This window comes from Leptolyngbya sp. ST-U4, from assembly GCF_039962215.1.
Classification (GTDB): Bacteria; Cyanobacteriota; Cyanobacteriia; order Elainellales; family Elainellaceae; genus Leptolyngbya_A.
In genome coordinates this window covers 44,010-70,924 of the sequence record NZ_JAMPKZ010000016.1, presented here as the reverse complement: position 1 = coordinate 70,924, position 26,915 = coordinate 44,010, and the positions used below count along the sequence as shown (strand labels likewise).

The window sequence follows — 26,915 nt, the reverse complement described above, 5'->3', positions numbered from 1 at the left end:
AAGCTAACCAGTACGATTGCACCGTTTTATTCCTTGTTTTATTCCTTTGTTGAGTTGAACTGCTGAACGCGATCGCATAATTTCTTTAATCCTGACTATCCAGCCCAGTTCAGCAAAATTGTTCAATCTGCCACTGTAATCTTCGTTATATTGCGTCTAGGTAGGTACATTCATGTCCATGACCGTTGCACCAGAGCAAATCGAACGGATTGTTTGGAATCAGCACCATGACCCGTTTGAAGTTTTGGGACCGCACCAGCTTCATCAAAACGGAAAATCCGTTTGGGCAGTGAGAGCCTACCTGCCCCGTGCCAATGCTGCCTGGGTCGTTTACCCGGATGAGCGCAAAGAATACCCGATGCACGCGGTTCACGATCCGCACTTTTTTGAGTGTGTGCTCGATGTCGATGAACTGAAAAACTATCAGTTGCGGATTCAGGAAGGCGAACACGAGCGGGTAGTTTACGACCCTTATGCGTTTCGATCGCCTAGCCTCACTGATTTTGATCTTCACCTGTTTTCCGAAGGGAATCATCACCGCATTTACGAAAAGCTCGGCGCACATCCGACTGAAGTTGACGGCGTCAAGGGCGTTTACTTTGCGGTCTGGGCACCGAATGCCAGAAATGTCTCAGTGCTCGGCGACTTTAACCAGTGGGATGGGCGGCTACACCAGATGCGGGTGCGCGGAAATGGCGTTTGGGAGCTGTTTATTCCCGATATTGGCGCGGGCACGAGCTATAAATACGAGATTAAAAATCACGCGGGTCACATCTACGAAAAATCCGACCCCTACGGCTATCAGCAGGAAGTTCGCCCCAAAACCGCCTCGATCGTCACTGACCTTTCTTCCTACGAATGGAAAGATAGCGACTGGATGGAGCAGCGTCGCCACACCGATCCCCTGACGCACCCTGTTTCAGTGTATGAGGTGCATTTGGGCTCCTGGTTACACGGCTCAGCGGCCGAACCTGCCCATGATCAAAACGGCAATGTGATTCCGCCCGTCATTGTGGCAGACCTGAAGCCAGGCGCACGGTTCCTCACCTATCGGGAACTCGCCGATCGTCTGATTCCTTATGTGAAAGAGCTGGGCTATACGCACGTCGAGCTATTGCCGATCGCCGAACACCCTTTTGACGGTTCCTGGGGCTATCAGGTGACAGGCTACTATGCGGTAACCTCCCGTCATGGCACACCTCAAGATTTCATGTATTTTGTCGATCAGTGCCACCTGAATGGAATTGGCGTGATTGTGGACTGGGTTCCTGGTCACTTCCCCAAAGACGGGCACGGGCTGGCATTCTTCGACGGCACGCACCTGTACGAATACGCCGACCCCCGCAAGGGCGAACACAAAGAATGGGGCACGCTGGTGTTTAACTATGCCCGCAACGAAGTGAGAAACTTCCTGGTTGCCAATGCCCTATTCTGGTTCGACAAGTTCCACATTGATGGGGTGCGGGTGGATGCAGTGGCATCGATGCTGTATCTCGACTATCAGCGTCCGACAGGCGAATGGGTCACAAACGAGTATGGTGGACGGGAAAACATCGAAGCGGCGGACTTTCTGCGGCAGATGAATCACCTCGTCTTTAGCTACTTTCCGGGGACATTGACGATCGCCGAGGAGTCTACGGCATGGCCAATGGTGTCCTGGCCCACTTATGTCGGCGGGTTAGGGTTCAACCTCAAGTGGAATATGGGCTGGATGCACGACATGCTCGATTATTTCCACATGGACCCCTGGTTCCGCCAGTTCCACCAGAACAACGTCACCTTCAGCATCTGGTACGCTTTTAGCGAAAACTTTATGCTGGCGTTGTCTCACGACGAGGTCGTCCACGGTAAAAGCCCAATGATCGGCAAAATGCCGGGTGATGAATGGCAAAAATTCGCTAACCTGCGCTGCCTCTATACCTATATGTTCACGCATCCAGGTAAGAAGACCCTGTTCATGAGCAATGAGTTCGGGCAGTGGAGCGAGTGGAATGTCTGGGGTGATCTGGAATGGAATCTGCTTCAGTTTGAGGCACACCAGAAGCTGAAATACTTCATGAGTCGGCTGAATCAGCTTTACACCAGCGAACCCGCTCTGTATCAGGTTGATTTTACCCAGGAAGGCTTTGAGTGGATCGATTGCAGCGATAACCGCCATAGCGTCGTGTCCTTTATTCGCCAGGCAAAAGACCCAGACGAGTTTGTCATCACCGTCTGTAACTTCACGCCGCAGCCCCATTCGCACTATCGAGTCGGCGTGCCGGAGCTGGGCTTCTACACGGAGCTATTCAACAGCGATTCTCGCGAGTACGGCGGCAGCAACATGGGCAACCTGGGCGGTAAGTGGGCAGAGGAATGGTCATTTCACAATCGCCCTTACTCGATCGACCTCTGCCTCCCTCCGTTGGGAGTGCTGGTGCTGAAGCTCGATCGCCAGAAACCCAAAGAAGCTGGGCGATTGGAGTAGGACGGGGAACTGAAGCTCAACGATCGGCGACAAGAATAGGGATAAGAGGACTTTGGAGGAGTTTCGGAGGGGCTAAAACGTCTCAACCTTCAGCCAGGGTTGTCACGATAAAACCAAGGCTCATTCAGGTTCAATTGTCTCCTTTTAGCTTCACGGCTACGATAAGAAACAGTGTCAGGAGTTGAACGGGTATGTGGATTGCTGCGATCGTCTGCTTTTTTGTTGCCTTTGTGCTGGCAAGCCTGGTTGAATACTGGGTTCATCGCAAAATGCACGTTGCCCCGGAATCTACGCTGGGGGCGCGACATCTGGATCACCATAAGAAGAATGACGGACAGGGCGTGTTCTGGGAATTTCTGGACTATCTGAAGGGCAGCTTTTTTCTGATGCTGCCGATGTTCCTGGTATCCTGGCAGATGGGGTTGGGCTGGACGCTGGGTGGCGTTGCGTTTGCGGTCTTTTCTGCATACGCGCATCAGCTTCAGCACGAAGACCCAACCAAGTGCTTCTGGATGAAAATGCCTGTTCACTATGTGCATCACAAGTACGGCATGTGGCATCACAACTTTGGACTGGCAGTAGACTGGTGGGACCACGTTTTCGGCACGTACAAAGCTGTTAATTGGCTGGACGAACAAGAATTAAGCCGCCCGACGCGAAGCCATCTGGAATTACGCTGGTGGTAGAATGCCGCGAAGCTGTTCGCCCCGTCGGAAAAATCAAAAAAATTGCAAAATTTAGGCTAAAAACTCAGGTGCAGGATTCGAGAGAGAGAGTTCAAGCTGCATGATCGATTAAGACAGCCTTCCAGCTTCTTGGATCGCTGTCTAATTTTTTATCAGCGACGATCGTCTGGCTGAGATTTGTGCTGAAAGAATTCTGCGGTAGATTGATGATTGGAAGGGAGTGTTTTGGGTTTGGCGATCGTGCCTAACCATTAGAAGCTTAGCAATTAGGAATTTAACCCATTCAATGATTAATCAAAATATTAAGATCATCCAGCTCACTGGAATTCTGGATGGAACGCAAGCAGATCAGCTCCGGAACGAAGTAAGCCAATGCCTGACTACAGGAGCAAGGTGCGTTTTGATCGATTTTCAAGATGTGACATTTATGGATAGTTCTGGTTTAGCAGCTTTGATTACAGCAGTTCGCTTAATTCACGATCAGGGCAAAAAACTTTATCTTTGCTCGGTCAATCAGCAGGTCAAGATGCTGCTCGAACTCACAAGCATGGATCGAATTTTTCGCATCTTTGCAGATCAGGAAGAGTTTTTGACTCAGGCTAAAGATGAGCCTTCCAGCTAAAAATATTAGCTAAAATCACTGTCTGAAATTACTAGCTAAAATCAGCTCGGACAAGCGCGAGATCATCGCTTAAAGAACGCCCCTGAAACTGCTTAAATAGGCGATTGAGAACCTGCTCCAAATTGGTTTGCTGTCCAGCATCAATTAATAGCTGAATAAAGCTTTCCAGCCCCCACTGATTACTGGCGTGCTGCACCTCATAGGCTCCATCGCTGTAGAGATAAAGGACGCTATTCGCAGGAATTGTTGTGACCTTGCAGTTGACTTGAAATTGCTCAATCATACCGATCGGAAAATTAGGTGTTCGCAACAGTTGAGTCATGGTAGACAGGGCATCACTCGTGAGCAATACGGCAGGTGGATGTCCAGCACTGGCATAAGTGAGCTGTCGAGAACTGGGCTGATAAACGCCGTACCAGATCGTGAAAAATTTCTGGTTCTGGCTATGCATTTGAAACGCCTGATTTAGAGCAGTCAAAACGGCTTCGGGATGACGAAAATCGACTTCGGGTAGAGACTGCGATCGCAGCAAGTTGAGCAGAATCACCGATGGCAAAGCCGCCCCCAGCCCGTGTCCCGACACATCGAGCAAATACAGCACCAGATGGTTGTCATCCAGCCAGAAGTAATCAAAGCAATCGCCACCAAGCTGACTGGAAGGAATAAATCGAGCGTCAATAGAGACTTTGCCCTGCACCGGAGCAGGTAGGAGCGATCGAACATAGGCAGCCGCTTCGCTCAGCTCATCTTCAAGGCGCTGTTTTTGGGTTTGTAAATCTTGATTGAGCTGATACAGCCGCAGCCCAGCCCCAACCCTTGCTTTTAGCTCACCAAAATCAACTGGCTTTGACAGAAAATCGTCCGCTCCATTATTCAATCCCTGAATTCGATCTTCGATCGCCATTCTTGAGGTAAAAAGAATAAAAAAAGTTGTTGTTAAACGAGGTTCTGCCTTGATTTGACGGCAAACTTCTAGACCGTCCATCGCTGGCATATTCCAGTCGCAAATAATCAGGGCAGGCTGAAACTGTTTTGCCTGTTCGATGCCTTCCTGGCCATTGGCGGCAGTCATCACCTCATGCCCATCATGCTGTAGCAGTTTTTTGACGGTCAAACAGATTAACGGATCGTCATCAATTACCAGAATCTTAAACATGAATTCGGAAACGAAAGAGAGTATAAATCTGTTTAACTTAGTGCATTTTTAAACTGAGCTAGATACTCCTGAATATGATTCAGCGAAGATTCAATTTCGGCTAACAAAGACTCGATCGATTTAAACTGCTGTTGGCCAGCCTGTTGCTCTAGTTCTGCCGCAGCCGATTGGATTGATTTTGCTCCAATATTAGCACTCGACCCGTTCAAATGATGAGCGGCTTGCTCTGCCAGACGATAGTTTTGCCGATCGATCGCCTGCCGCAAAGTCGTTAAATGGTCGTGACTGTCCTTCAGAAAAACGTGCAGCAACTCAAGCTCAAACTCTGGAGAGTTATCAGAGAGCTGATGCAGGTAGTGTAGGTCAAGATATGCCTCCAGCGACAGGGAAACTGCCTTTTGATCCGTTTGAGGAACTTCTGTGGATGGGTTAGAGCCTGGTTGCTCTGGCAATTTAAGTTGTTGCATCCATTGTTTCAGAACAGCTTCCAGCATCACACGTTGAATTGGCTTCTGAAGATAGTCATTCATGCCTGCGGCGATCGCCCGTTCCTGGTCACGCGGCAAATTGCTGGCAGTCATGGCGATGATGATTGCTGGCTGAGAATGGGTTAACGCTGTACCACCCGATAATGGGGGACTGGATAAAGCAATCTGCTCGTGCTGCCGGATGGCGATCGTCGCTTCAAATCCATCCATACCGGGCAGTTGACAGTCCATCAAAATCATGTCGTATTGCTTCTGGGCAGTTTTCTGAACCGCAGAGCGACCGTCTGCCGCAATTTCGACTATATAGCCCAATGATCTTAGCTGTTGGCTGATAATTTTTTGATTTGTAAGATTGTCTTCTACCAGCAAAATCAATTGGGATGACACTTCTAATGAACTCCGGGATTGGAGAATTTGTGAGATTAATTTCTGAGATGGAAGCGTTGAGGGTTCGCTTTGCTTTTCCTCGTTTTGCTCTGTTTGAATAATCTAACTAATCTTCCAGGAACCAGGCAGCCAACAGCAACCCGATCGCCACACTAAACCAGAACGGTAAACGCAGCGAAAACAGAAATTCCACTGGGAAATAGACTGCTTTTTCAGTAAAGAAAACAGTGAGAATCAGCACCATTCCTAACAGAACAATTGGCATTACGGCTACCCCTCGTATTCAGTGTCGATCGCAATCTCCAGCGTGTCTTCGTCGATCGTGATATACAAGATGTTCGGACGACAGCATACCTGACAATCCTCCACGTAGGACTGAGTAGACCCCGCACTGAAATCGATAAACGTCAGGCTTGGTTCTCCACAATAGGCACAGACATATTCTGCGGTGTTTTGCATTCGTTTTTCTCCTGATCATCTTGCTTTTTAAGTGCCTGAATCCGCTGCAAGCTGCCGCCCGCCAGTAGAGTTTGCTGAGGATTTAAAAATCCTGCCGCTTCGAGTTCGCTGACCAGGTTTGTTTTTAGAAGCTCCCACGCCGTTTCGGTTTCAAACAGCCAGAAAAAGCCATAAAGCCCCGGCGTAAAAATCGGATTGGTCGGCTGATGAAAATCAATCAGGGTAAACACGCCGCCCGGCTTGAGAACGCGATGTACTTCTCGCAAAATCTGGCGGAGCTGATCAAGCTTCATTTCGTGCAGGGCTGCGCTGGTATGCACCAGGTCAAACTGTTCCGCCTCAAACGGCATCGCTTCTGCCCAGCCTTCGACAAACGCTGCTTCGGGTACATTTTTCTGCGATCGCTGAATCGACAGAGGTGAAGCATCCAGCCCGACCACAGGGTTCGATGCGAAGCCCTTGCCCGATTGGGCTAATCGCCGCACGAGGTACCGAGTTGCCTGACCGCTGCCACAGCACAAATCGAGAATCTGCATTGCTGGATCGATCGACAGTCCTTCCAGTGCCAACTGCCGAAACCGTGCCTCTCCGCCCACCGTTAAAGCCGCCAGACGACTGATGCCATCGTACAGCCATTGATAGCGATAGCTTAAATCTCGAAGAATCGTAGCCATAGAGTCATCCGTAGGGAATTTGGAATTGCAGAACCTGGAACAGCGCGTTGGTTTGGAGGTTCTATCTGTAGTCTTGACTCAGTCTTTGAGAGATTAAGTCACTGCTTGGCTCAGTCACTGCTTGATTAAGTCATTGAGAGATTAGCGTTTATACTCCTCCTCTCAATCTTGACACCAGGAGCAAGCGTCAGTACAACAAACCGATTGTCCCGTATAGACTCCCAATTCATTTCCAATCCCCAATTCCGAACCACAGATCATTCACCGCTCCCTTCCCATTCCAAATTCTGAACCCGAATTACAGATTACGAATAATTCGCCGCTCTAGGGCAGCCTGAACCGCTTGCTGCTGATCTCGTCGGGTAATCCAGCGATGATACGTGCGGTTATGGATTGCGACAGAGTGACCCATCATGCGGGCAGCCACTGTATCGGGAATCCCGAAATGAATCGTGCGAACTGCCCAGGCGTGGCGCAAATCGTAGGGCGAAAAGGGAATTTGATAGCGGCGAAACTGCGTGGCAACCTGCTGTCCGATGCGTTGAAGCGTGGTTTGATGCAGATCTAGATTGAGGGGCGGCAGCCGGACTTCGCGGAGATTAAAGCGATCGACCCATTCCGGGTAAAAGGGCCACACTTCATGGCTTCCGGTTTTGGTGGTGGGCAAAACTTCGATCGCGGCTTCGGCTTCGCCCTGGATCAGTGCACTGTAGTTGCAAAAGAAAACCTCGTGATTTCGCAGCCCGTAGGTCGCCATAACGCCATAGACAAATTGCCAGGTCGGGCTGGGAATCGTATCGAAAATCGCAATAATCTCTTCGTCTGACGGCAAGCGGCGCATCTGGGTTTTGCTGGGGCTATAGGTTCCCCACAGGGTTTTGAGGTCGATCGGCAGTTCCAAATGCAGAAATTGCGCCAGCGCGTTCAGAGCAGTACAGCAAACTTGCCGACTCCGGGCATTGGCGGGAATAGCTTGAATCGTGCTGTAAATTGCTTCGGTCAGGGTGAAATTGGGATGCGATCGAGTGGTGGCTTCCAGCTTTCGCAGATAGGGCGCGTAGGTTTTTTCCCAGGTGGTGCGGGTTGCGCCCGGATTGCTATCTTTTGCCAGATGCTCTAGAAAGTGCCGCTCGAACGCCTTCAGCTTTTCTGCCAGATCCATTTGATGCAGCCGCTTTCCTCCAGCGACTGGTAAATGTTGCCGCCAGTCAAAGGTATTCTGGATAAGCTGTGCTGCAATGACTTTCACCTGCTGTTCTGCCTGCTTCAATCCGCTGGGCGTTGCCGGGAGATCAAGCGGAACTCTCTGCTGATGCGCCCGCAGGCGATCGCTTCCCGGACGGGGGGGCAGGGTTCCCCGCAGACAAAGCTTACTGCCGCGCCGCTCAATCTGAAGTCCCATACGAGCAGCCTTCAGACGTTGATTTGCCTGCTCGATGCGGGGATCGATCGAACTATCGGTGTCTTTCGATGACGAATCTGACATCTTTTGTTAGGTTGCAGATAGACCGTGACTCATTTTTAATAAAAGGAAAGCTTACAATACACTGGTTAAGTAGAATGAGGGCATAGCAGGTGATGGCTTGCAGAGCCGATTGAGCGAGTAGTGAGGCAACGCTGGCGATTCTATTCAAGCAAAATCTCGATTGGAATTGAGCAGAGCGGCACAAATTAGAAAAGATTATTGTTAAAATCAGTAACAAATATTAAGGGAAGGACGAGTGGCAGTTATGGGTCGTGTTGGCGTTCTACTACTCAATCTGGGCGGACCGGATCAGCTAGAGGATGTCCGTCCCTTTCTGTTTAACTTGTTTTCTGACCCAGAAATCATCCGTCTACCCTTTCCCTGGCTGCAAAAGCCGCTGGCGTGGCTGATTTCCTCGAGTCGTGCGAATAAATCGCAAGAAAACTACAAGCAAATCGGGGGTGGCTCTCCGCTGCGCCGCATTACCGAAGAACAGGCAGACGCACTGCGCAATGCGCTGAAAGAAAAAGGGGAAGACGCTCAGATTTACATCGGAATGCGCTACTGGCATCCCTTCACCGAAGAAGCTGTGGCTCGAATTAAGCGCGATGGTATTGATCGCCTCGTGATTCTGCCTCTGTATCCGCAGTTTTCGATCAGCACGAGCGGGTCAAGCTTCCGCCTGCTAGAGCAGCTCTGGCAAGAAGACCCTGCGCTGCACGGGATCGATTACACAGTGATTGCGTCCTGGTATAAGCGATCGGGCTACCTGAAAGCAATGGCAGACCTGATCGCTAAAGAGCTAGACCAGCTCGAAAACCCGGATCAGGCCCATATTTTCTTCAGCGCCCACGGGGTTCCAGTGAGCTATGTGGAAGAGGCAGGCGATCCCTACCAGCAGGAAATCGAAGAATGCGTTGAGCTAATTATGCGAACGCTGAATCGCTCGAATCCCCATACGCTGGCGTATCAGAGCCGGGTGGGTCCGGTGGAATGGCTGAAGCCCTATACCGAAGAGGCGATCGGAGATCTGGCAAAGCAGGGCGTTGAGGATTTGCTGGTTGTACCCATCAGCTTTGTCTCAGAGCATATCGAAACCCTGCAAGAAATCGACATTGAATATCGCGAAGTCGCCGAGGAAGCCGGAATCGAGCACTTCCATCGCGTGCCTGCCCTCAATACCCATCCCATCTTTATTGACGACTTGGCAGATCTGGTGATTTCTGCGATGAATTCGCCCAGTTTAAAGCTGGCAGAAGTCACCCAGATGAAGAAAAGGGTGAAGATGTACCCGCAGGAACGCTGGGAATGGGGCATGACCACCACCGCAGAAGTCTGGAACGGACGAATTGCCATGCTGGGCTTTTTGGCACTGCTGATCGAGCTAATTAGCGGTCACGGTCCACTGCACTTTGTGGGTTTGCTGTAAGGAGTTATTTGCTGTTAGGGATTATTTGCTGTCAGGGATTGGTTAAAGAGTCTCCAATGTCTCTTAACCGGAGCTGCGGGCGAAACGATCGGATGAGTGAGGGATATCGGTTGAAGTCCGATCGCGCCTGAGGAAATCGGAAATAGCTCATCGCCAATCCAGATCATCGCCAACCCCTCTCCTTATCCCCTTACCTCCTCACTCCTCTACCCCGGCAACAGCGGCAGCAGCAGCGTTACAAAGTAATAAACCAGCGGTGCGGTAAAAACATAGCTATCGGCACGATCGAGAATTCCGCCATGTCCGGGAATAAGCTGCCCTGAATCTTTGACGCCCGCGTCGCGTTTCATCATTGATTCGGTTAAGTCACCAAGCAAGCTGGCGATGCCGATCATTAATCCTAATGCCATGCCGCTGAGGGGTGAACCTGCCCAGCCGAGATACCATGCGCCGATCGTCGCAACGGCCACACTTGCCAGCACTCCGAACACTGCCCCTTCAACCGTCTTTTTGGGGCTGATATCGGTGAGGCGGGTTTTACCGAAGGTTTTGCCAAACACGTACGCGCCAATATCGGCTGCCCAGATGCAGAGAAAGGTGAGCAGCGTGGCGGTGAGCCCAACGGGAAGGTCTTGCAAGTGGGGCAGAGGAAAGGGAGGCCAGTAGCCGCTCAAGGGTAAGTTGCTGACTTCTGCACTGCCCAGTGCCCGCAATCGCACCCAATAGCTAGGCAGGTAGCCGCCATAAAACAAGCCTAGAATCGAAGCGGAAATATCAGCGATCGTGGCAAATTTGGGCTGAAACAGCAGATAAAAGCAGATAAACGTTCCAGCAACAGGCATCACGGCATCAGCAAGCGGCGAGGAAAGGGTGGCAGTTACCAGCAGAATTTGACTGACGACGAGCGTAGTTTTTGCGGCAGGCGCAATGCCTTTGGCGCGGGTTAGCTCAAAATACTCTAGCTGCCCCAAATAGACGATAATGCCGAAGCCAAGGGTAAAGTACCAGCCTCCCAGCAGCGTCATCCCCAACGCCAGGACGATCGCCACAATTGCACTGAGAATACGCGGTAGCGGTATGGGCATAGTTTGACTCAAGACTTAGTTGCCTGAATGTTGGCCTGAATGTTGGCTGAATATTGCCTGAATGTGGCCTGAACAGTGAAGAGATAGCTTGACGAATGACGGCATAAAGTTCAGTTTCAGCACTACTCTGCCACAGATTTCAGTTCTACAGGAGAATTGACCGAACCGAGAACAAAATTGAACACCGTAGCATCCTTCCCACACCTGCTATCCACAAAAACGCAGCTAAACGCGATCGATTCAGGCTGAGAAGAGATTTGAGCAAAGGGAATTTGAGCCTGATCGGGCGAGGTCCAGCCGCAATTCCTCTTAGTCTACCTTTTCACCGCTCAGCACAAAAATGGGATCGACGGCGGCAAAGAGCTGATGGTTTCCGCGTGTTTCGAGCCGATTGACCGCCGATTGCACCACTTCAATATTGCGGGCACGCAGTTCTGCTAATCCTTCAGAAATGGCATACAGGCTTTCAAAATTGTTTGCCGTTGCCACGATGCGACCCTGAGGCAAAAGCCGCTGCCACACTGCCTGCAAAATGGTTTTAATCGGACGCCCCCCCTCTAGACACACGCAGTCAGGCGCGTCACTTAAGTTCTGCAAGCAGTCGGGCGCACTGCCTTCGATCACTTCCACATTGCTAACGCCAAAGCGATCGCAGTTTCGCCGAATCAGGCTTGCCACTTCCTCATCTCGCTCGATCGCCACAATGCGCCCCTGTGGGCAGAGCAGCCCTGCCTCAACCGGAATCGTTCCCGTACCCGCACCAATATCCCACAGGATTGAATTTGCCTTGAGCCGCAGCGAAGAAATTAGCAGCACCCGCACTTCCCGTTTGGTGAGCGGAATACCGGGCAGTTGCTCGAAGAGGGCATCGGGAATACCGGGAGTCACATAAGACCAGAGCGGAGAAGGCATGGGCAAAGGAAGGGGGAGATAGAGGGATCAGGGGGTGGGGGAGTAGAGGAGTAAAGGAGGGGGTAGTTTGCCATTTGATCTGGCGATCGAATCCCGTGACCTTTTGGGATCGGGTTTTTAATCAGCGTTGATGGCTGTTTGGCACAACTCCCTTTGTTGTATGACTTGTTGCATTACTGCTGTTAATGCATCACGACTCGAATCGTTTTCAGGGTTAAGTCGGCGCAGCCTGTGATCATCCCACCTGCTTTCAGGATTTGCTGAAGCCGATCGATCGCTTCGAGGGTCACGACTTCTCCTGGCAATAGTAGCGGAATTCCGGGGGGATAGGGGCAGACCAGCTCTGCGCTCACACGATCGATCGCCTTTGCCACAGGCAGGGTTTGGCTGGGCGCAAAAAAAGCAGCTCGGGGCGACATTGGAGCGATTATCTCTTCGGGAAACTGCGAAGCATCCAGCATCGGCAGAGGAGCATCGGGCAAAAGCAAGGGAGATGCAGGCGGCATGCTGTAATCGTGGCTGAGACGCTGAAAGGCATGGACAAGGCGATCAGCATCCTCGATCAGATTGCCAAAGGTGAGGATAAAAGTGAGGGTGGTCATTCCCGGCAGCTCGGCAGTCACGCCAAACGCTTGATGCAAAATTTCGTCGGCGGCAAATCCGCTGAAGCCTAAGCCTGAAACCTCGATCGTTAAACGAGTCGGGTCAAGGGCAGGAAAACCCAGCCGTGCAACGGATTCAGGAGCCAGGAGGCGAATATCGGGAATCGAGGAAATCTGGGAACGCACTCTCTCGGCAAGGGCGATCGTTTCACTCAGCAACGCTTTTCCCTGGGTTGCCATTTGCTGACGGGCGGCATCGAGCGAAGCCAGCAGCAGATAGTTTGGACTGGTGGACTGTACAAGCTGGAGGGCACGCCGAAGCCGATCGCGATCGATCCGGTTTCCCTGAACGTGCAGCATTGCCGCCTGGGTCAGAGCAGAAAGGGTTTTGTGGGTAGACTGAACCGCCAGATCGGCTCCTGCTTGCAGGGCAGACATCGGCAAATCCGGGTGAAAGCTAAAATGCGCTCCATGCGCTTCATCCACCAGCAAAGGCAAATTGTGGGCGTGAGCGATGCGGGCGATCGATTCCAGATCAGCACAAACCCCGTAGTAGGTGGGCGAAACGATCAGCACGGCTTTCGCATCCGGGTTGCGATCGATGGCGGCTTGAACGGCTGCCGGAGTCACCGCATGAGCAATGCCCCAGGCTGGGTCAGCAACAGGCTCAATCCATCCCGGTGTGGCTCCCGACAGAATCAGGGCTGCGATCGCTGAGTGATGGGCATTACGGGGCAAGATAAGACGATCGCCGGGTTGACAAGTTGCCAGCACTGCCGCTTCGATGCCGCAGGTCGAGCCGTTTGCCAAGAAATAGGTTGCCTCCGCTCTAAATGCCTCTGCTGCCAGGCGTTGCGCTGCTTCGATCACGCCTTCGGGCGCAAACAAATTATCGAGTTCGGGCAGTTCGGGCAAGTCTGCCTGCAACATTGCGAAGCCGACTCGCTGGGAAAATTTGTGCGGTGAGCCCTGTCCCTGTTTGTGTCCGGGGGTATGAAACACGGCTCGATCGCGCAGGGCGGCAGCGTTGAGGGCATCGAGTAACGGGGTTTGAGCTTGATCGGACATGGGGCAGGCAAACTACAGAAGAGAATGAGCAATTTCTCTACTGTAAAGGTCTACTGGTGGATAAGGTCTACTAAAGAGGCGAGGCTGCCATCTGCATAAAAATGGTTTGCGCGTCTCGTTCGTCTTGCTTCGATCGCGACTGACGCTGCACATATTGCCCGTTCGGTTGTAGCTCCCAAGCGTGGCGATTGTCCGAGAGCAGAATGCCCAAAATCTCCTGAAGATCTTTGACGAGGAGCGGATCATCGATCGGGGTCATTGCTTCGATACGGTGATCGAGGTTGCGGGGCATCCAGTCCGCACTGCCGATGTAAACTTCTTCCTGTCCGCCATTGTGGAAATAGACAATGCGCGAGTGTTCCAAATAGCGACCGATAATGCTGATTACCCGAATTCGATCGCTCATGCCGGGCAAACCCGGACAAAGGCAACACATGCCGCGTACAATCAGGTCGATTTGAACTCCGGCTTGCGAAGCTTCGTACAGGGCAGCGATAATTTGCGGGTCGACCAGGGCATTCATCTTGGCAACGATGCGTCCCGACCCGCCCTGCTGACAGTGCTGCATTTCTCGCCGAATCAGGGCAATTAGCCGATCGCGCAAATTCACCGGAGCCATCAACAGCCTGCGATAGGTTTGCTGACGCGAATAGCCGGTCAGGTAGTTAAACAAGTCGGTCAAATCTGCACCCAGGTCTTCTCGGCTGCTCAGCAGTCCCAGATCGGCATAAAAGCGAGCGGTCTGGTGATTATAATCGCCTGTGCCAATGTGAACATAGCGACGAATGTGCTCCGCTTCTTGCCGCACGACCAGGATAATTTTCGTGTGAGTTTTTAAGCCAAGCAAGCCATACACCACATGAACGCCTGCTTTTTCCAGCTTACGTGCCCAGGTAATGTTTTTTTCTTCATCAAACCGGGCTTTTAGCTCAATCAGCACCGCAACCTGCTTGCCCTTTTCTGCCGCCATGATCAGGGCGTTGACGATCGGCGAATCGTCTGTGGTGCGATACAGCGTCATCTTGATTGCCAGCACTTCAGGATCGTTTGCCGCCTGGGTGATGAACTGCTGCACTGATGCGCTAAACGAGTGATAGGGATGATGCAGCAAAATATCTCGCTGTCGCAAAATCGAGAAAATGTCTTGCCCTTCTTTGCTTGCTTTTGATCGCTCAGTCCCATGCCGCAGCACAGGCGGAATCGTCGGACTCCAGGCAGGTTCTTTTAGCTCAGGCAGAGCCAGCGTGGTCAGGCTCATTACATCCCGCAAACAAAGCAAGCCCTCCAGTTCGTAAACATCCAGGTCGGTCAGCTCCAGTTCTTCCATCAGCATTTGCTTCAGGCGTTGCAAGGCAGCTCCCGCGACAGAACGATCGGGGGAGTAATTGGGCGCACTGGCTTCGATTTCCAGGCGAACCACCCGACCGCCAATCCGCCGCTTGCGAAGCTCTTCTTCGATCGCCTCCAGCAAATCATCGGCTTGATCTTCTTCGAGTTCTAGATCCGAATCCCGCGTCACACAAAACAAATGAGCTGCCACGATTTCCATTCCCGGAAACAGTGCCCTGAGATTGTGAGCGATCACCTGCTCGACCGGAACCCCTGCCCAAATTGGCGGATTCGCATCCCATAGTTCAGACGGCAAGAGGATAAAACGCGGCAGCCCATCGGGCACTTTAACTCGCGCAAAACGCTCTGTTTTAGTTTCGCTATCCTGCACAATCACGCCCAGATTAAGGGTGAGATTTGAGATGTAGGGAAAGGGATGGCCTGGATCGACGGCCAGCGGCGTGAGCACGGGAAAAATGCGATTGTCGAAATATTGCTCTAGATAGCTTTGCTGTGCCAGGGTCAGATCCTGATAGTCCAGCAAATAAATTCCTTGCGCGACAAGCTGGGGACGTAAGACCTCCTGAAAATGCTGCTGCTGCTGCACCACCATCGGACGGAGCCGCTGAGCGATTAACTGCATCTGTTCTTGCGGGGTGCAGCCATCGGGCGATCGCCTCATCACCCCGGCTTCGATCTGCTGTTTGAGTGCCGCCATCCGCACCATAAAAAATTCGTCGAGGTTTGAGCAGCAGACTGCCATAAACTTAACTCGCTCTAGCAAGGGCGTACGCGGATCGATCGCCTCGTGCAGCACGCGATTGTGAAACTCTAGCCAGCTCAATTCCTGGCTGAGATAGTGCTGCGGTTCAATTGCAATTCCTTCGTTAGCGGAAACGGCAGCACTTACCTCTGGGGCAACAGCCTCTGGGGAGGGACTGGTTTGCACCGGAGCAGTCGCAGAAGAAAGTCGGGATGCAGCTTTTTTCGATCGCGGCATAATTCGAATGAAGTCGGGATGGGGAGAGAAGTCGGGATGGAGAGAAGAGTTGTCCCCAACTAATTTTGCGGGGTAGTACGAGTAGATTGCCCGCGCTCTGGGCAAGACGTTCACACAACAACCCTATAAGGATTACCAGAATTAACGGCGGGTTGAATCGTTAAAGCTACTCAATTTGAGCTGGGAATAAACTCCAAACGCTGATTAAATCTCGCAGCTGGAAGAGCCGATCGAGCACTAATCCGACTATAAACAAATAGGGGCAAGGAAACCTTACCCCCAAAGTTCTGTTTTTCTAAATACAGTGCTCTTAGAGCTAATCAATCTTAGAGCTGATCAAGCTGTCGCTTCAGGTCTTCTAGCTCTGCGTCAACCGCCGGGTCCTGGGGAGCAGCCGGAGCTGAGGCAGGCGCCGTCGTTTGCGTACCCGGTAACTGTGCCTGGCTGGGGGTGGAACCTGTAAGAAGCTGAGACTTGAGCGCGGCTAGCTCATCGTCCACGTCGCTGCCCGATTCAAGCTGGGCAAACTGACTTTCCAAATCGGCTCCTGCCAGTTCTGCCGCTGCCTGCGATCGCGCTTCCATTTGCAGCACTTTGTCTTCCATCCGCTCAAAGGCAGACATTGCGCTGCCGGTTCCCAAAGCACCCACGGTTTTCTGAAGCTGCTCGTTTGCCTTGGCTGCACTGGCTCTGGCTTTGAGCATATCTTTCTTGGTTTTTGCCTCAGAAATTTTGCCTTCCAGGGCGATCAGGTTACGCTTCAGCGTGTCCACCGTGCCCGCCTGCTGATCGAGCTGGTTCTTGAGGGCAGTCCCGGTTTCAACGTTGGTTTTTCTGCGACTTAGTGCTTCCCGTGCTAGGTTTTCGTCGCCTTTTTCCAAGGCAAGTTTTGCCCGTCGCTGCCAGTTGTCTGCTTCAGAGTTTGCCTGGTTCATTTGCTGCTGGGTGCGCTTCTGGCTGGCGATTGCCGTAGCCACTGCCTGACGCAACTGCACCAGGTCCTCCTGCATATCAATAATTGCCTGATCGAGAATCTTCTCTGGATCTTCAGCCGAACTGACGGCAGCGTTTAAGTTTGCCCGAACAACGCGGCTCACACGGTCAAATAGTCCCATGACTCTCTTTCCTCTTCGGATACGAAAATTCGGTTTTAAAAAAGCAACTCCTGCGGGTTATCCTAACCGTGATCCAGGTTTTGCCCCTGAGCAACCCTATCGCCACACTCAGCAGAGAGAAGCCCTATTTGTATTGTACGCAGGGAAACCCAGCCCGTGAAAAATCCTTGCACTTCCCTTCATTCCACTTTAGAAAAGACGATCTTGCCCAGCGGCGCAGTCTTTGACTCCACAGGTGACTATCGCTATTTACTCTGGCGCACCTGGCAAATTGATGCCCCCCGCCTCACCTTTGTCATGCTCAACCCCAGCACTGCGGATGCCGATCGCAACGATCCCACCATTCGCCGCTGCCTTCAGTTTGCTCAAACCTGGGGCTACGGTTCACTGAAGGTCGTCAATCTCTTCGGCTTCAAAGCCACCCATCCTAGGGTTTTGCAGCAGGCATCTGATCCGATCGGCGCAGAAAACGATCGCCATCTCCTGACCGCAGTTCAAGAAAGCGATCGAGTAATGATTGCCTGGGGCAACTGGGGGACATTGGCAGGACGCGATCGAAGGGTGCTGGAGCTGATTGGAAATTATGGTGTGTATTGTTTGGGGGTAAATCGATCGGGTCAGCCGAAGCATCCGCTTTATTTGTCGGGGAAGACGGTGCCGATGCTGTATCACCAGGTTTTGTAGTCGCAAGCATCATATCGGCAGGCTTCAAGTAAAGGAGCAAGTAAAGGAGTTTTGGTGCAATTTGCCTGATGCGATCGATTTTTCCTTGTAACAAATTTTCTCCAACATAAATTGTCTGCTGCGTGAGAATCAGCTCAGAAATGCTTGAAGGGTGATTTGTTCAATACACTCCATCGCCCCTTAAATTCCACATCAAGGATGGACATTGATCGCCTAGAGGAAAGCCGTACTCTCTGAAGTCCGATCGCTGGCAGCATCTAGGCTAAAATGGAGCCGTAGTCACCTAGACATTGGATTCTAGACACTCAAAGCACTGCGTCTATGACAACCGCCACCCCCACCAAAACTCAGTACGAAGCGATTATTGGTCTGGAAACTCACTGCCAGCTCAGGACTGATACCAAGGTTTTCTGTAACTGTTCCACCGAGTTTGGTACGCCACCCAATACCAACGTTTGCCCAATCTGCATGGGAATGCCGGGTGTGCTGCCCGTGCTGAATCAGCGGGTGCTGGAGTATGCCGTGAAAACGGGTTTGGCGTTGAACTGCCAGATTGCCGACTACAGCAAATTCGATCGCAAACAGTATTTCTACCCTGACCTGCCCAAAAACTATCAGATTTCGCAGTATGACCTGCCGATCGCCGAACATGGCTGGCTAGAAATCGAAGTGCTGGACAAAGCAGGCAACCCGACGCGCAAGAAGATTGGCATTACGCGTCTGCATATGGAAGAAGATGCTGGAAAGTTAGTTCACGCAGGCAGCGAGCGGCTCTCAGGCTCGAAGTATTCCCTCGTAGACTACAACCGCACGGGCGTACCCCTGGTTGAGATCGTGTCAGAACCAGACATTCGATCGGGTCAGGAAGCAGCAGAATATGCTCAAGAACTGCGGCGAATTGTGCGCTATCTGGGCGTGAGCGACGGCAATATGCAGGAAGGATCGCTGCGCTGCGACGTAAATATTTCCGTACGTCCAGTCGGCACAGAAAAATTTGGCACGAAGGTCGAAATCAAAAACATGAACTCCTTCAGTGCAATTCAAAAGGCGATCGAATACGAAATTGAGCGGCAAATCGAAGCGATCGAATCCGGCGAACGCATTGTGCAGGAAACTCGCCTCTGGGAAGAAGGGGCACAGCGCACCATTAGTATGCGGGTCAAAGAAGGCTCGAGCGACTACCGCTATTTCCCCGAACCAGACTTAGCCCCGATCGAAGTCAGTGCAGACCAGCGCAATGCCTGGAAAGACGAACTGCCCGAACTGCCTGCCCAAAAGCGTCACCGCTATGAGACTGAGCTGGGACTGTCCCCCTACGATGCCAAAGTGCTGACTGAGGATGGGACGATCGCTGCCTACTTTGAGTCTGCGCTGGCGACAGGAGCAAGCGCGAAGCCTGCGGCAAACTGGATCATGGGTGACATTAGCGGCTATCTCAACAAAGAGAAGCTGAGCGTGAACGAGATTGCCCTGAAGCCGGAAACCCTGGCAGAAATGATTCAGCTGATTGAGTCCAACACGATCAGCAACTCTGCTGCCAAGGAAATCCTGCCGGAATTGTTGAAGGAAGGCGGCTCGGCAAAGGCATTGGTCGAAAAGAAAGGACTGGTGCAGGTGTCTGACCCGAAGGTGATCGAAGCGGCGATCGATCAAGTCCTGGCAAAGTTTCCCGACGAGCTAGAGAAATATCGGGGCGGCAAGAAGAATATGCTCGGCTTCTTTGTCGGTCAGGTCATGAAGGCAACGGGCGGCAAGGCTGATCCGAAAGTGACCAATCAACTGCTTCAGCAAAAGCTGAACGGTTAGGCGATTTATTCGAGCGAATAAAGGAGATTCGGGGCACAATCATCACCGTTTTGATGACCTGTTTTAGTGACCCGGCTCCTGCTCTAACCACTGCTCAACTGCTCCAGATATCGCTCGATTAGCAGAATCGCTACAATATCGTCGATCGCTCGCGGCGGAGTGCGGAGTCCCCGGGGCAAGAGGCGCGTCAATCCGCGGGGGGGGAACATTTGCCAGTAGCGATCGCGGGCTTCCAGGGTGCTGTAGCGTTCGTTGATCAGGACAATGCGGGGCGGATCGGTGAGCTGCTCGCTGAGCTTCTGCTTCCATTCCTTCGCGCTGGTTTGATTGCCCATGACCAGAGTTGTGATGGGAAACCGCTGCCGAAGTTGTTCGATCGTCTGAATTGCGGCTTCGGCAGCGATGACTTGGTGAAAAAACAGGGTGCGATCGACTCCAACAATAGCCACACCACATTTTTGCCGTCCGGGATCGAAGCCTAGAATCACAGGCTGAGCAGGCGCAGAGGGAACTTGCATGGATGCGGCAGCAGAAAACGACGGGAAAAACAGATTAGTTTCTAGACTTTAGACGATCGACCCAGCGAAGGAAAGAGGCAAAGGACGCGATTCTTATGGAGCTTCGGACGGTGGATCGATCGCAGGCATTTGCAGGGTACTAAACAGGGGTTGCCCATTTTGAACTGCCTGTAGCTCGATTTGCAGCGGGCCAACGGTGCTGATATTGGTGGGGGCAATGACTTGAATGTCGATCGGCTGCTCAAGCGTTTTCACCCGACCCAGAAAAGAGCGAACGGCTTCTGGATCATTGTTTGCCAGGGTTAGGGTTTCGGTCGGAATGCCTGCTCGCCCAGCGCGAAACACAACGGCAGACAGCAACAGATTGAGTTCCTCTAACAAGTCGCTGTTGTCTTGGAGCAGGGGCGGATTGATGGTGGCAGAGGCAATGATTTCGTTTTGGCTAAAGACGCGCTCATTCAAAAACGCGGTGGCATAGACTTTGACGCAAGGTTCGCCTGCCAGCACACAGGGTTCACCCAACACATAGTTTCCCTGCGAGAGAATTCGCACCAGGTAATCGCGCCCGTCTTTGATCTGGTTTGCAAGCTGTTCGACTTCGACATTGGTAATCTGAATCACTTGCTGATTGCGATTTGTGCCGCCCGGAAACACTCTTTGCAAAGCAGAACGATTTGCCTGACGCAAAAGCTGATCAACGGCTTCGGGAGCCGCATCAGGATTGACCACCCGCAGCACGCCCAATGCCAAAGGCTGGTTCCGAAATACGGCAACATTGCCCGATCGCAGCCCTTCGTATTCCTGCCGCAGAATTTCCACATCCTGAGCCAGAAGGGTGCGCTGCTGCTCTAGTGCTTCGAGTTGGGACTGCCGGGAAGCAATTTCCTGATCACGGGCAGCAATTTGCTGGTTGCGCTGGGCAACTTGGTTCTCTGCCTGCCCGATTCGCTGAGTCAATTCTTGACGATCGGACTGAAGCTGCTCAATTTCGTCTTGAAGCACAGCGGCTTGGCGCGAGACAGAACTTAGCAGAGTTTGCGCCTGCTCAAATCGGGACTGAATCTGCTGAAGCCGGGACTGGGTTTGCTCTAGCTGCCCCTGGGTTTGTCGCTGCCGTTCCTGAGAGGTTTGCAGCGATCGGTTAATTTGCTCTAGCTGTCGCTGGGCACCCCGTCGCTGCTGACGAGCCTCCTGTAGCCGATCTTCGACTTCTTCTTTTTCAGTGGTGGCATCTTCGAGATCCTGGCGCGTGGTTTCCAGATCATCCTGAATGTTTTGCAGCTCAAATAGCCCCGTTCGGAGCTGATCGCTGACCGCAAGCAGGACTGCCAGGGTTGAAGCGGAAATAAGTCCTCCAGTCAAAATTGTGATCAGGGTGGCGGTCTGCCGGGGTCGTAGTTTGAATAGGCTCAGACGCGCTTTGCCTACGCGCATTCCCAGACGATCGCCCACCGTGGCAATCACCCCGCCCAGAAGCAATACGGCAAAGATTAGGACCCACCCTGTGGTCATCGTTTCATTGAAGGCACGTTCCAATCCAGCCTACTGTAATTTGGGGCTGAGGTATCAGCTTGGGGCTGAGGTCACTGCCATTGAGGAGTGGCTTTTTGCTGAAAGTTGGTCTCAGAAAAGTTTGGATCAAAGTCTGGATTCAAAAACGTTGGACAGCGCAAAGTTTAATTTTCTTTTCGGCTGGCTGCTCCACAAAGCCCTAGAAAACTTCTTATGCTGGTTTACTAGCGTTTCTTGACATTGATTCATGCCTTTTTTCGATCGGTTCACCCCGCTCTTTTCCTGCCTGAACCCTAAACGCATTGCTCGCATTAGGCATCCTGGGTTACGCCTGCTGGTGATGGGGTTAACGGTGTTCAGTCTGGTTTGGAGCCAGTTTATGCCTGTCGCACTGGCGCAAACCGCTTCTTCGACCAATATTCAGCCTTATATTGATCGCGTCAAAAACCAAATCACGGAATTCACGCTCGATAACGGCATGAAATTTATAGTAATGGAGCGGCATCAGGCTCCCGTGGTTGCATTTGAAACCTATGTCACGATCGGGGCTGCCTATGAGGAAGAGGGCAAAACGGGGGCAGCGCATTTTCTGGAGCATTTAGCCTTTAAGGGAACCAATCGAATTGGCACGACAAACTATCGGGCGGAGAAGCCGTTGCTCGATCGACTCGATCGGCTATTTGAACAGATTGAGGCAGCCAAGGCAGCAAACCGTACCGAAGAGGCAAATCGGCTTCAACAGGAATTTATTCAGGTGCGTCAGGAAGCCACAGCCTTTGTCAGGCAAAATGAATACGGGCAAATCGTGGAACAGGCAGGCGGCGTGGGGCTGAATGCGGCAACTTCTGCGGATGCCACGATGTATTTTTACAGCTTCCCGGCAAACAAGCTAGAACTGTGGATGTCGCTGGAGTCTGAGCGATTTCTCGATCCGGTCTTTCGCGAATTCTACGAAGAAAAGGACGTGATCCTGGAAGAACGCCGGATGAGAACCGACAATTCGCCGATCGGCAAAATGATCGAGCAATTCCTCGAAACCGCGCTGCCGGGGCATCCCTACGGTCGTCCGGTGATAGGCTCCGAGGCAGATATTCGCGGCTTGACGCGCCAAGATATTATTCAGTTTTTTGATACTTACTACACGCCGGATAACATGATTGCGACGGTGGTGGGTGACGTTGACCCCGATCGCGTAAAAGAACTGGCACAAGCATATTTTGGACGCTACAAGGTGCGATCAAGTGCGCCAGATGTGCAGGCAACCCTGCCCAAGCAAACGCAGCCCAAAGAAGTCTTGCTGCAACTGCCGACCCAACCCTGGTATATGGAGGGCTATCAGCGTCCTGCGATTACTGACCCGGATGAGGTGGTTTATCAAGTGATCAGCAGCATTTTGGGCGACGGGCGAACGGCTCGGCTTTATCAATCGCTAGTGCTGAACAACCAGTTGGCACTGGACTATAGCATTTCCAATAGTTTTCCGGGCGATCGCTACTCAAATCTAATGCTGATCTATGCGCTCACCGGGCCGGGACATACCGTTGAAGAAATTGCGGCAGTTTTTGATGCTGAATTCAATCGCCTCAAAACGGAGCCTGTCACCGCCGAAGAACTCGATCGCGTCAAAACCCAGTCCCGTGCCGGACTACTGCAAACCCTTGCCTCGAATGAGGGCATGGCAAGTTTGCTGGCTGAGTACGAAGCCAAAACAGGCTCCTGGCGCAACTTATTTGAGTTGATTCCAGCGATCGAGGCAGTTACTCCAGCCGACATTCAGCGTGTAGCACAGGCAACCTTTAGACCTGAAAAGCAAACGATCGGCAAACTGCTCTCGACGGATGCTCCGGTTCTGCCTGGACGCTGAGAGGATGTTGTACAAGTATCTTGTTTTACAGAATTCAGAGCCAAGATAGCCATTCCATTCCTTCTTCTCATAGCCCTTCTATTTCTCACCGCTCATGAAATTTTCGCTTCGCCCCTGGCTGCGCTACAGCCTGACTTCGATCGCCGTCCTGCTCACTGTAATCCTGGGATTCGGACGTGCCCCGGCTCTGGCAGTCACGCCCCGCCACTACAGTGACTTGGAACTGCCTGCTGCACCCGAGATCACCCTGCCCGAATATAGCCGCTTTGAGCTACCCAACGGACTCCGGGTTTACCTGCTCGAAGACCACGAACTGCCTCTGGTCGGCGGCACGGCAACAATCTACACAGGCGATCGGCTAGAACCTGCGGACAAGGTAGGTTTGGCAGGTATTACCGGAGCAGTGATTCGCAGCGGCGGCACAGCAGCTCACCCGCCCGACATGTTAAATCAGTTGCTAGAGCAGCGGGCAGCCTCGATCGAAACGGGCATCGATACCACCGCAGGCAGTGCAGGCTTTAGTGCCCTGAGTGAAGATCTGGAAGAAGTGTTTGGCTTGTTTGCAGAAGTGCTACGCCAGCCTGCCTTGCCTCAGGACAAGATCGATCTGGTGAAAACGCAGATTCGTGGTTCGATCGCTCGCCGCAATGACGATCCAGACTCGATCGCCCAGCGCGAGTTTAGCAAGCTGCTCTACGGAGCAGACAGTCCCTATGCTCGTACTGTTGAATACGCCACGCTGGACAATATCTCGCGGCAGGATGTGCAGCAGTTCTATCAGCAGTATTTCCACCCGAATAAGATGCTGCTCGGCATTATCGGCGACTTCGACTCGGCAAAAATGCGATCGCTGATCGAAGCAAAGCTGGGCGACTGGCAACCCGTCGGAGCAGATAAAATCGATCCGCCTCAAGCAACCCAGGCAAAGCAGGGCGGCGTATTTCTGGTTGATCAACCCCAGCTCACCCAGAGCTCAGTTCTGATGGGACATCTGGGCGGCAAGCTAAACGACCCGGACTACGCGCCGCTCACCGTGATGAATGAAGTTCTCAGTTCCTTTGGCGGACGCTTGGTGAACGAAGTGCGATCGCGGCAGGGACTCGCCTACAGCGTCTACGCTTTCTGGTCACCCACCTTTGATTATCCGGGCACGTTTACAGCAGGCGGACAAACGCGATCGGATGCCACTGTTCCCTTTATTCAATCCACGCTGGAGCAAATCGAGAAAATCCGCACCCGTCCTGTCACTGAAGCCGAACTGAGCCGAGCTAAGGACTCAGTGCTGAATGCCTTTATCTTCCGCTTCTCTACCCCTTTTGCCACCCTGTCGCGGGTCATGCGCTATGACTACTACGGCTATCCGCAGGACTTTATCTTTCAATATCAAAAGCAGGTCGAAGCGACCACTGCCGCAGACATTCAGCGAGCCGCTCAAACCCACCTTCAGCCTGACAAACTCGTAACGCTGGTGGTTGGCAACGCCAAGGACTTTACGCCACCGCTCCGCTCGATCGCCCCCAACGGTCAGGTCACCCCGATCGACATCACGATTCCGGCGGCTCTAGGGGCGAAGTCTTAGCAATCGTCCCCAACTTTCTCTAACGGATTGGTCTGCTTAAACGGCAACTCCTGGTTGATTGCGTCCATTTCCTGCTGCTCCATTTCGTTGATTTCATCAATATAGGTATGCAGGATTTGGCTCAGCCGGGGCTGATAGAGACGGTGGAGTGAATAGTTAGGGGTTGCCGCGAAGCCGCGCCGTTTTTTGTGTCGTCCGCCTGCGCCCGGATCAAAAAGCTGAATGCCGTTGGCAATGCCCCACTCGATCGGTGTGTAGTAGCAGGTGTCAAAGTGCAGATTATCAAACTCCTGCGTTGCGCCCCAGTAGCGTCCATAGAGCCGATCGCCCTTGGTTAAACAGAAGGACATCCCGATGGGGTGCTGGTTTTCTTCGGTGGAATACACACCAAACAGCACCACACGATCGAGATAGTCGGGATAAAGCTGCTCAAAAAAGCGGCGCGTCAGATATTTGCTGCCCCACCAGCCGAACTTGTCACAGGTATCGGCGTAGAAGTGGTACACATGCGACAGGAGCGATCGGCTAATCTCTTCCCCAGTAAGCGGCTGAAGCCGTAGACCGGCCTGGGAAACTGCTTTTCGTTCGCGCTTGATATTGCGCCGCTGGTTGGCATTAAACGCGCCCAGATAATCCTCAAAGCTTTGAAAGTTCTGATTTTGCCAAATATAGCTGTGGTGCAGCCAGGTAAAAAAGCCGTGTCGCTCCATGGTCGATCGCCATTCGGGATCAACGTAGAGAAAATTGCAGCCAGAAATCTTGTGCCGCATACAGAAATGATCGATCGCGTTGACCATCAGCTCGGTTAATTCATCTTCGTCCTCACCGGGCGCAATCAGAAAGCGATAGCCTTCGGCAGGCGTAAAGGGCGACATCCCCAACATTTTGGGATAGTAGGCAACCCCGAGCCGCGCCGCCAGATCTGCCCATTGATGGTCAAACACAAACTCACCATAGCTGTGGCTCTTAAGATAGAGCGGAGCCGCCGCCACAAGGGATCGATCGCGCCAGACCGTGAGATGAGTCGGCAGCCAGCCCGAGTTCGCACCGACGCTGCCCGATGTTTCCATGTTGTTCAGCCACGTCCACTCCAGAAAAGGCGTTTTGAGTGGCACAGCGATCGCATCCCATTCTGCTTGGGGAATTTCCTCGATTTTGTGAATCCACTGGACGGCGTAGCGAGGCTGGAGTTTTTCAAACATGAGGAAAAGGATGGAGGGGTGGGAGGAGTAAGGGGTAAGGAGATGGGGGAATGAGGGAGTGAGGGAGGAGCGTTCTTTACATTAGTTTAGATGAGTCTTTTGCTGGACGCGGTAGTGCAGGAACACCTCTTGATCGATCGCCTCTGCCGAGAGCAGTTCTAGCCGGGGCGCGAGATTTGCTGGAAAGCCGCTTCCTTCGACTGGGGTTGGAGCAATTGTGCCGCCAAGCAGCAACGGACAAACAGTCAGCCAGAGTTCATCAACGCGATCGGCTGCCAGCAGAGAAGCCACCAGTTCGCCGCCGCCCATAACCAGCAGTTTGTTTAAACCCAGTTCGTTGAACTGTTGAAGGACAGTATTCCAGTCAAACGGCTCAGGAAAGGGCAGAATGCGATCGAACTCAGTGCCCTCAGTCCCTTTGCAGGACTGCCAGCATTTTGCACCTGATTCGGTTGTAAGTAGCCAGCGCGGAACTCCCTGCTTGAAAAAGGGAAGTTGAGGATTGAAATCGCCCGAGGCAGAACAAACGATGTGAAAGGGCTGGGGCGGCTTGTGCTGTCGCTGCCGCTGAGCCAGCAAAGCCGGATTTTTGATGAGCAGCGTTGTGCCATACGCCCGCAGTGTCCCTGCGCCAAACAGAGCTGCATCGACTTCTGCAAGTCTGGCTTCTAGATGGGTCTTGTCCTGAGCCGAGCCGAATCGGGCAGCCGATCGATCGCGATCCGCAATTTTACCGTCTGCACTCATGGCAAGCACGACGATTGTATAGGGCAGGCGGGAGGAAGCAAACGCAGAAGTCATCAGGA

24 protein-coding genes are annotated in these 26,915 nt (G+C 52.5%); 8 read left to right on the top strand and 16 right to left on the bottom strand.

The window, feature by feature from the left end; genetic code table 11:
- Nucleotides 1–172: 172 nt before the first annotated feature.
- From glgB to NDA02_RS19830, 3 genes are all read left to right on the top strand, one after another.
- Complete coding sequence (gene glgB / locus NDA02_RS19840; protein WP_190789782.1) at nt 173–2,467, top strand: 1,4-alpha-glucan branching enzyme; 2,295 nt, start codon at nt 173–175, stop codon at nt 2,465–2,467.
- A gap of 191 nt (nt 2,468–2,658) precedes the next feature.
- Nucleotides 2,659–3,153 (top strand): sterol desaturase family protein, encoded by a 495-nt coding sequence (locus NDA02_RS19835; protein WP_190789783.1) that lies wholly within the window; start codon nt 2,659–2,661, stop codon nt 3,151–3,153.
- Between the two features lie 286 nt (nt 3,154–3,439).
- Nucleotides 3,440–3,775, top strand: coding sequence for an STAS domain-containing protein (locus NDA02_RS19830; RefSeq protein ID WP_199296298.1), 336 nt, complete (start codon nt 3,440–3,442; stop codon nt 3,773–3,775).
- Between the two features lie 31 nt (nt 3,776–3,806).
- On the opposite strand, the gene NDA02_RS19825 is transcribed toward NDA02_RS19830, so the two are convergent.
- From NDA02_RS19825 to NDA02_RS19800, 6 genes are all read right to left on the bottom strand, one after another.
- Nucleotides 3,807–4,931 (bottom strand): SpoIIE family protein phosphatase, encoded by a 1,125-nt coding sequence (locus NDA02_RS19825; protein WP_348249063.1) that lies wholly within the window; start codon nt 4,929–4,931, stop codon nt 3,807–3,809.
- Nucleotides 4,932–4,963: 32 nt separating this feature from the next.
- On the bottom strand, nt 4,964–5,806 hold the full coding sequence (locus NDA02_RS19820) for a response regulator (RefSeq protein ID WP_190792648.1): 843 nt from the start codon (nt 5,804–5,806) through the stop codon (nt 4,964–4,966).
- Between the two features lie 106 nt (nt 5,807–5,912).
- Nucleotides 5,913–6,071 (bottom strand): hypothetical protein, encoded by a 159-nt coding sequence (locus NDA02_RS19815; protein WP_190792649.1) that lies wholly within the window; start codon nt 6,069–6,071, stop codon nt 5,913–5,915.
- Nucleotides 6,072–6,076: 5 nt separating this feature from the next.
- Nucleotides 6,077–6,265, bottom strand: coding sequence for a CPXCG motif-containing cysteine-rich protein (locus tag NDA02_RS19810; protein ID WP_190792650.1), 189 nt, complete (start codon nt 6,263–6,265; stop codon nt 6,077–6,079).
- Nucleotides 6,214–6,939: a class I SAM-dependent methyltransferase gene (locus NDA02_RS19805; RefSeq protein WP_190792651.1), complete on the bottom strand. Its 726-nt coding sequence runs from the start codon at nt 6,937–6,939 to the stop codon at nt 6,214–6,216. The genes NDA02_RS19810 and NDA02_RS19805 overlap by 52 nt, the downstream gene beginning before the upstream one ends.
- 298 nt (nt 6,940–7,237) lie before the next feature.
- Nucleotides 7,238–8,425 carry a site-specific integrase gene (locus NDA02_RS19800; RefSeq protein ID WP_190792652.1) on the bottom strand — a complete coding sequence of 396 codons (1,188 nt, stop codon included), beginning with the start codon at nt 8,423–8,425 and terminating at the stop codon, nt 7,238–7,240.
- Between the two features lie 244 nt (nt 8,426–8,669).
- On the opposite strand from NDA02_RS19800, the gene hemH reads away from it, so the two are divergent.
- Complete coding sequence (gene hemH, locus NDA02_RS19795) at nt 8,670–9,833, top strand: ferrochelatase (protein WP_190792656.1); 1,164 nt, start codon at nt 8,670–8,672, stop codon at nt 9,831–9,833.
- A 14-nt stretch (nt 9,834–9,847) separates the two neighbouring features.
- On the opposite strand, the gene NDA02_RS19790 is transcribed toward hemH, so the two are convergent.
- The 6 genes from NDA02_RS19790 to NDA02_RS19765 all read right to left on the bottom strand — a co-directional run bounded on the left by NDA02_RS19790 (nt 9,848) and on the right by NDA02_RS19765 (nt 16,944).
- Entirely contained in the window at nt 9,848–10,000 is a 153-nt protein-coding gene (locus NDA02_RS19790; RefSeq protein WP_190792653.1) for a hypothetical protein, read from the bottom strand.
- Between the two features lie 39 nt (nt 10,001–10,039).
- Nucleotides 10,040–10,912 carry a phosphatidate cytidylyltransferase gene (locus NDA02_RS19785; protein WP_190792657.1) on the bottom strand — a complete coding sequence of 291 codons (873 nt, stop codon included), beginning with the start codon at nt 10,910–10,912 and terminating at the stop codon, nt 10,040–10,042.
- 315 nt (nt 10,913–11,227) lie between these two features.
- Nucleotides 11,228–11,830, bottom strand: coding sequence for a precorrin-6Y C5,15-methyltransferase subunit CbiT (cbiT, locus tag NDA02_RS19780; protein ID WP_190792654.1), 603 nt, complete (start codon nt 11,828–11,830; stop codon nt 11,228–11,230).
- Nucleotides 11,831–12,012: 182 nt separating this feature from the next.
- A complete protein-coding gene (locus tag NDA02_RS19775; protein WP_348255687.1) occupies nt 12,013–13,500 on the bottom strand; it encodes an aminotransferase class I/II-fold pyridoxal phosphate-dependent enzyme in 1,488 nt (495 codons plus the stop codon).
- 70 nt (nt 13,501–13,570) lie between these two features.
- The gene (gene ppk1, locus NDA02_RS19770) at nt 13,571–15,829 is read right to left on the bottom strand and encodes a polyphosphate kinase 1 (RefSeq protein ID WP_348255686.1); all 2,259 of its coding nucleotides are present in this window, start codon (nt 15,827–15,829) and stop codon (nt 13,571–13,573) included.
- 326 nt (nt 15,830–16,155) lie between these two features.
- Entirely contained in the window at nt 16,156–16,944 is a 789-nt protein-coding gene (locus tag NDA02_RS19765) for a PspA/IM30 family protein (RefSeq protein WP_190791125.1), read from the bottom strand.
- Nucleotides 16,945–17,100: 156 nt separating this feature from the next.
- Between NDA02_RS19765 and NDA02_RS19760 the strand changes: the two genes are divergently transcribed.
- Nucleotides 17,101–17,628, top strand: a complete 528-nt coding sequence (locus NDA02_RS19760; RefSeq protein ID WP_348255685.1) for a DUF1643 domain-containing protein — start codon at nt 17,101–17,103, stop codon at nt 17,626–17,628.
- A gap of 321 nt (nt 17,629–17,949) precedes the next feature.
- Nucleotides 17,950–19,434, top strand: a complete 1,485-nt coding sequence (gene gatB, locus NDA02_RS19755) for an Asp-tRNA(Asn)/Glu-tRNA(Gln) amidotransferase subunit GatB (protein ID WP_348255684.1) — start codon at nt 17,950–17,952, stop codon at nt 19,432–19,434.
- An 83-nt stretch (nt 19,435–19,517) separates the two neighbouring features.
- On the opposite strand, the gene NDA02_RS19750 is transcribed toward gatB, so the two are convergent.
- Nucleotides 19,518–19,952, bottom strand: coding sequence for a pre-16S rRNA-processing nuclease YqgF (locus NDA02_RS19750; RefSeq protein WP_348248816.1), 435 nt, complete (start codon nt 19,950–19,952; stop codon nt 19,518–19,520).
- A 93-nt stretch (nt 19,953–20,045) separates the two neighbouring features.
- Nucleotides 20,046–21,464 (bottom strand): DUF3084 domain-containing protein, encoded by a 1,419-nt coding sequence (locus tag NDA02_RS19745; protein WP_348248814.1) that lies wholly within the window; start codon nt 21,462–21,464, stop codon nt 20,046–20,048.
- A gap of 379 nt (nt 21,465–21,843) precedes the next feature.
- Between NDA02_RS19745 and NDA02_RS19740 the strand changes: the two genes are divergently transcribed.
- Both NDA02_RS19740 and NDA02_RS19735 read left to right on the top strand, forming a co-directional pair.
- Entirely contained in the window at nt 21,844–23,328 is a 1,485-nt protein-coding gene (locus NDA02_RS19740; RefSeq protein WP_348255694.1) for a pitrilysin family protein, read from the top strand.
- Between the two features lie 94 nt (nt 23,329–23,422).
- Nucleotides 23,423–24,907: a pitrilysin family protein gene (locus tag NDA02_RS19735; protein WP_190791120.1), complete on the top strand. Its 1,485-nt coding sequence runs from the start codon at nt 23,423–23,425 to the stop codon at nt 24,905–24,907.
- Here NDA02_RS19735 and NDA02_RS19730 read toward each other — a convergent pair.
- Nucleotides 24,904–26,109 carry a GNAT family N-acetyltransferase gene (locus NDA02_RS19730; protein ID WP_348255683.1) on the bottom strand — a complete coding sequence of 402 codons (1,206 nt, stop codon included), beginning with the start codon at nt 26,107–26,109 and terminating at the stop codon, nt 24,904–24,906. The two genes, NDA02_RS19735 and NDA02_RS19730, sit on opposite strands and share 4 nt — an antisense overlap.
- 81 nt (nt 26,110–26,190) lie before the next feature.
- The gene (locus tag NDA02_RS19725) at nt 26,191–26,910 is read right to left on the bottom strand and encodes a RibD family protein (RefSeq protein WP_348255682.1); all 720 of its coding nucleotides are present in this window, start codon (nt 26,908–26,910) and stop codon (nt 26,191–26,193) included.
- Nucleotides 26,911–26,915: the final 5 nt, after the last annotated feature.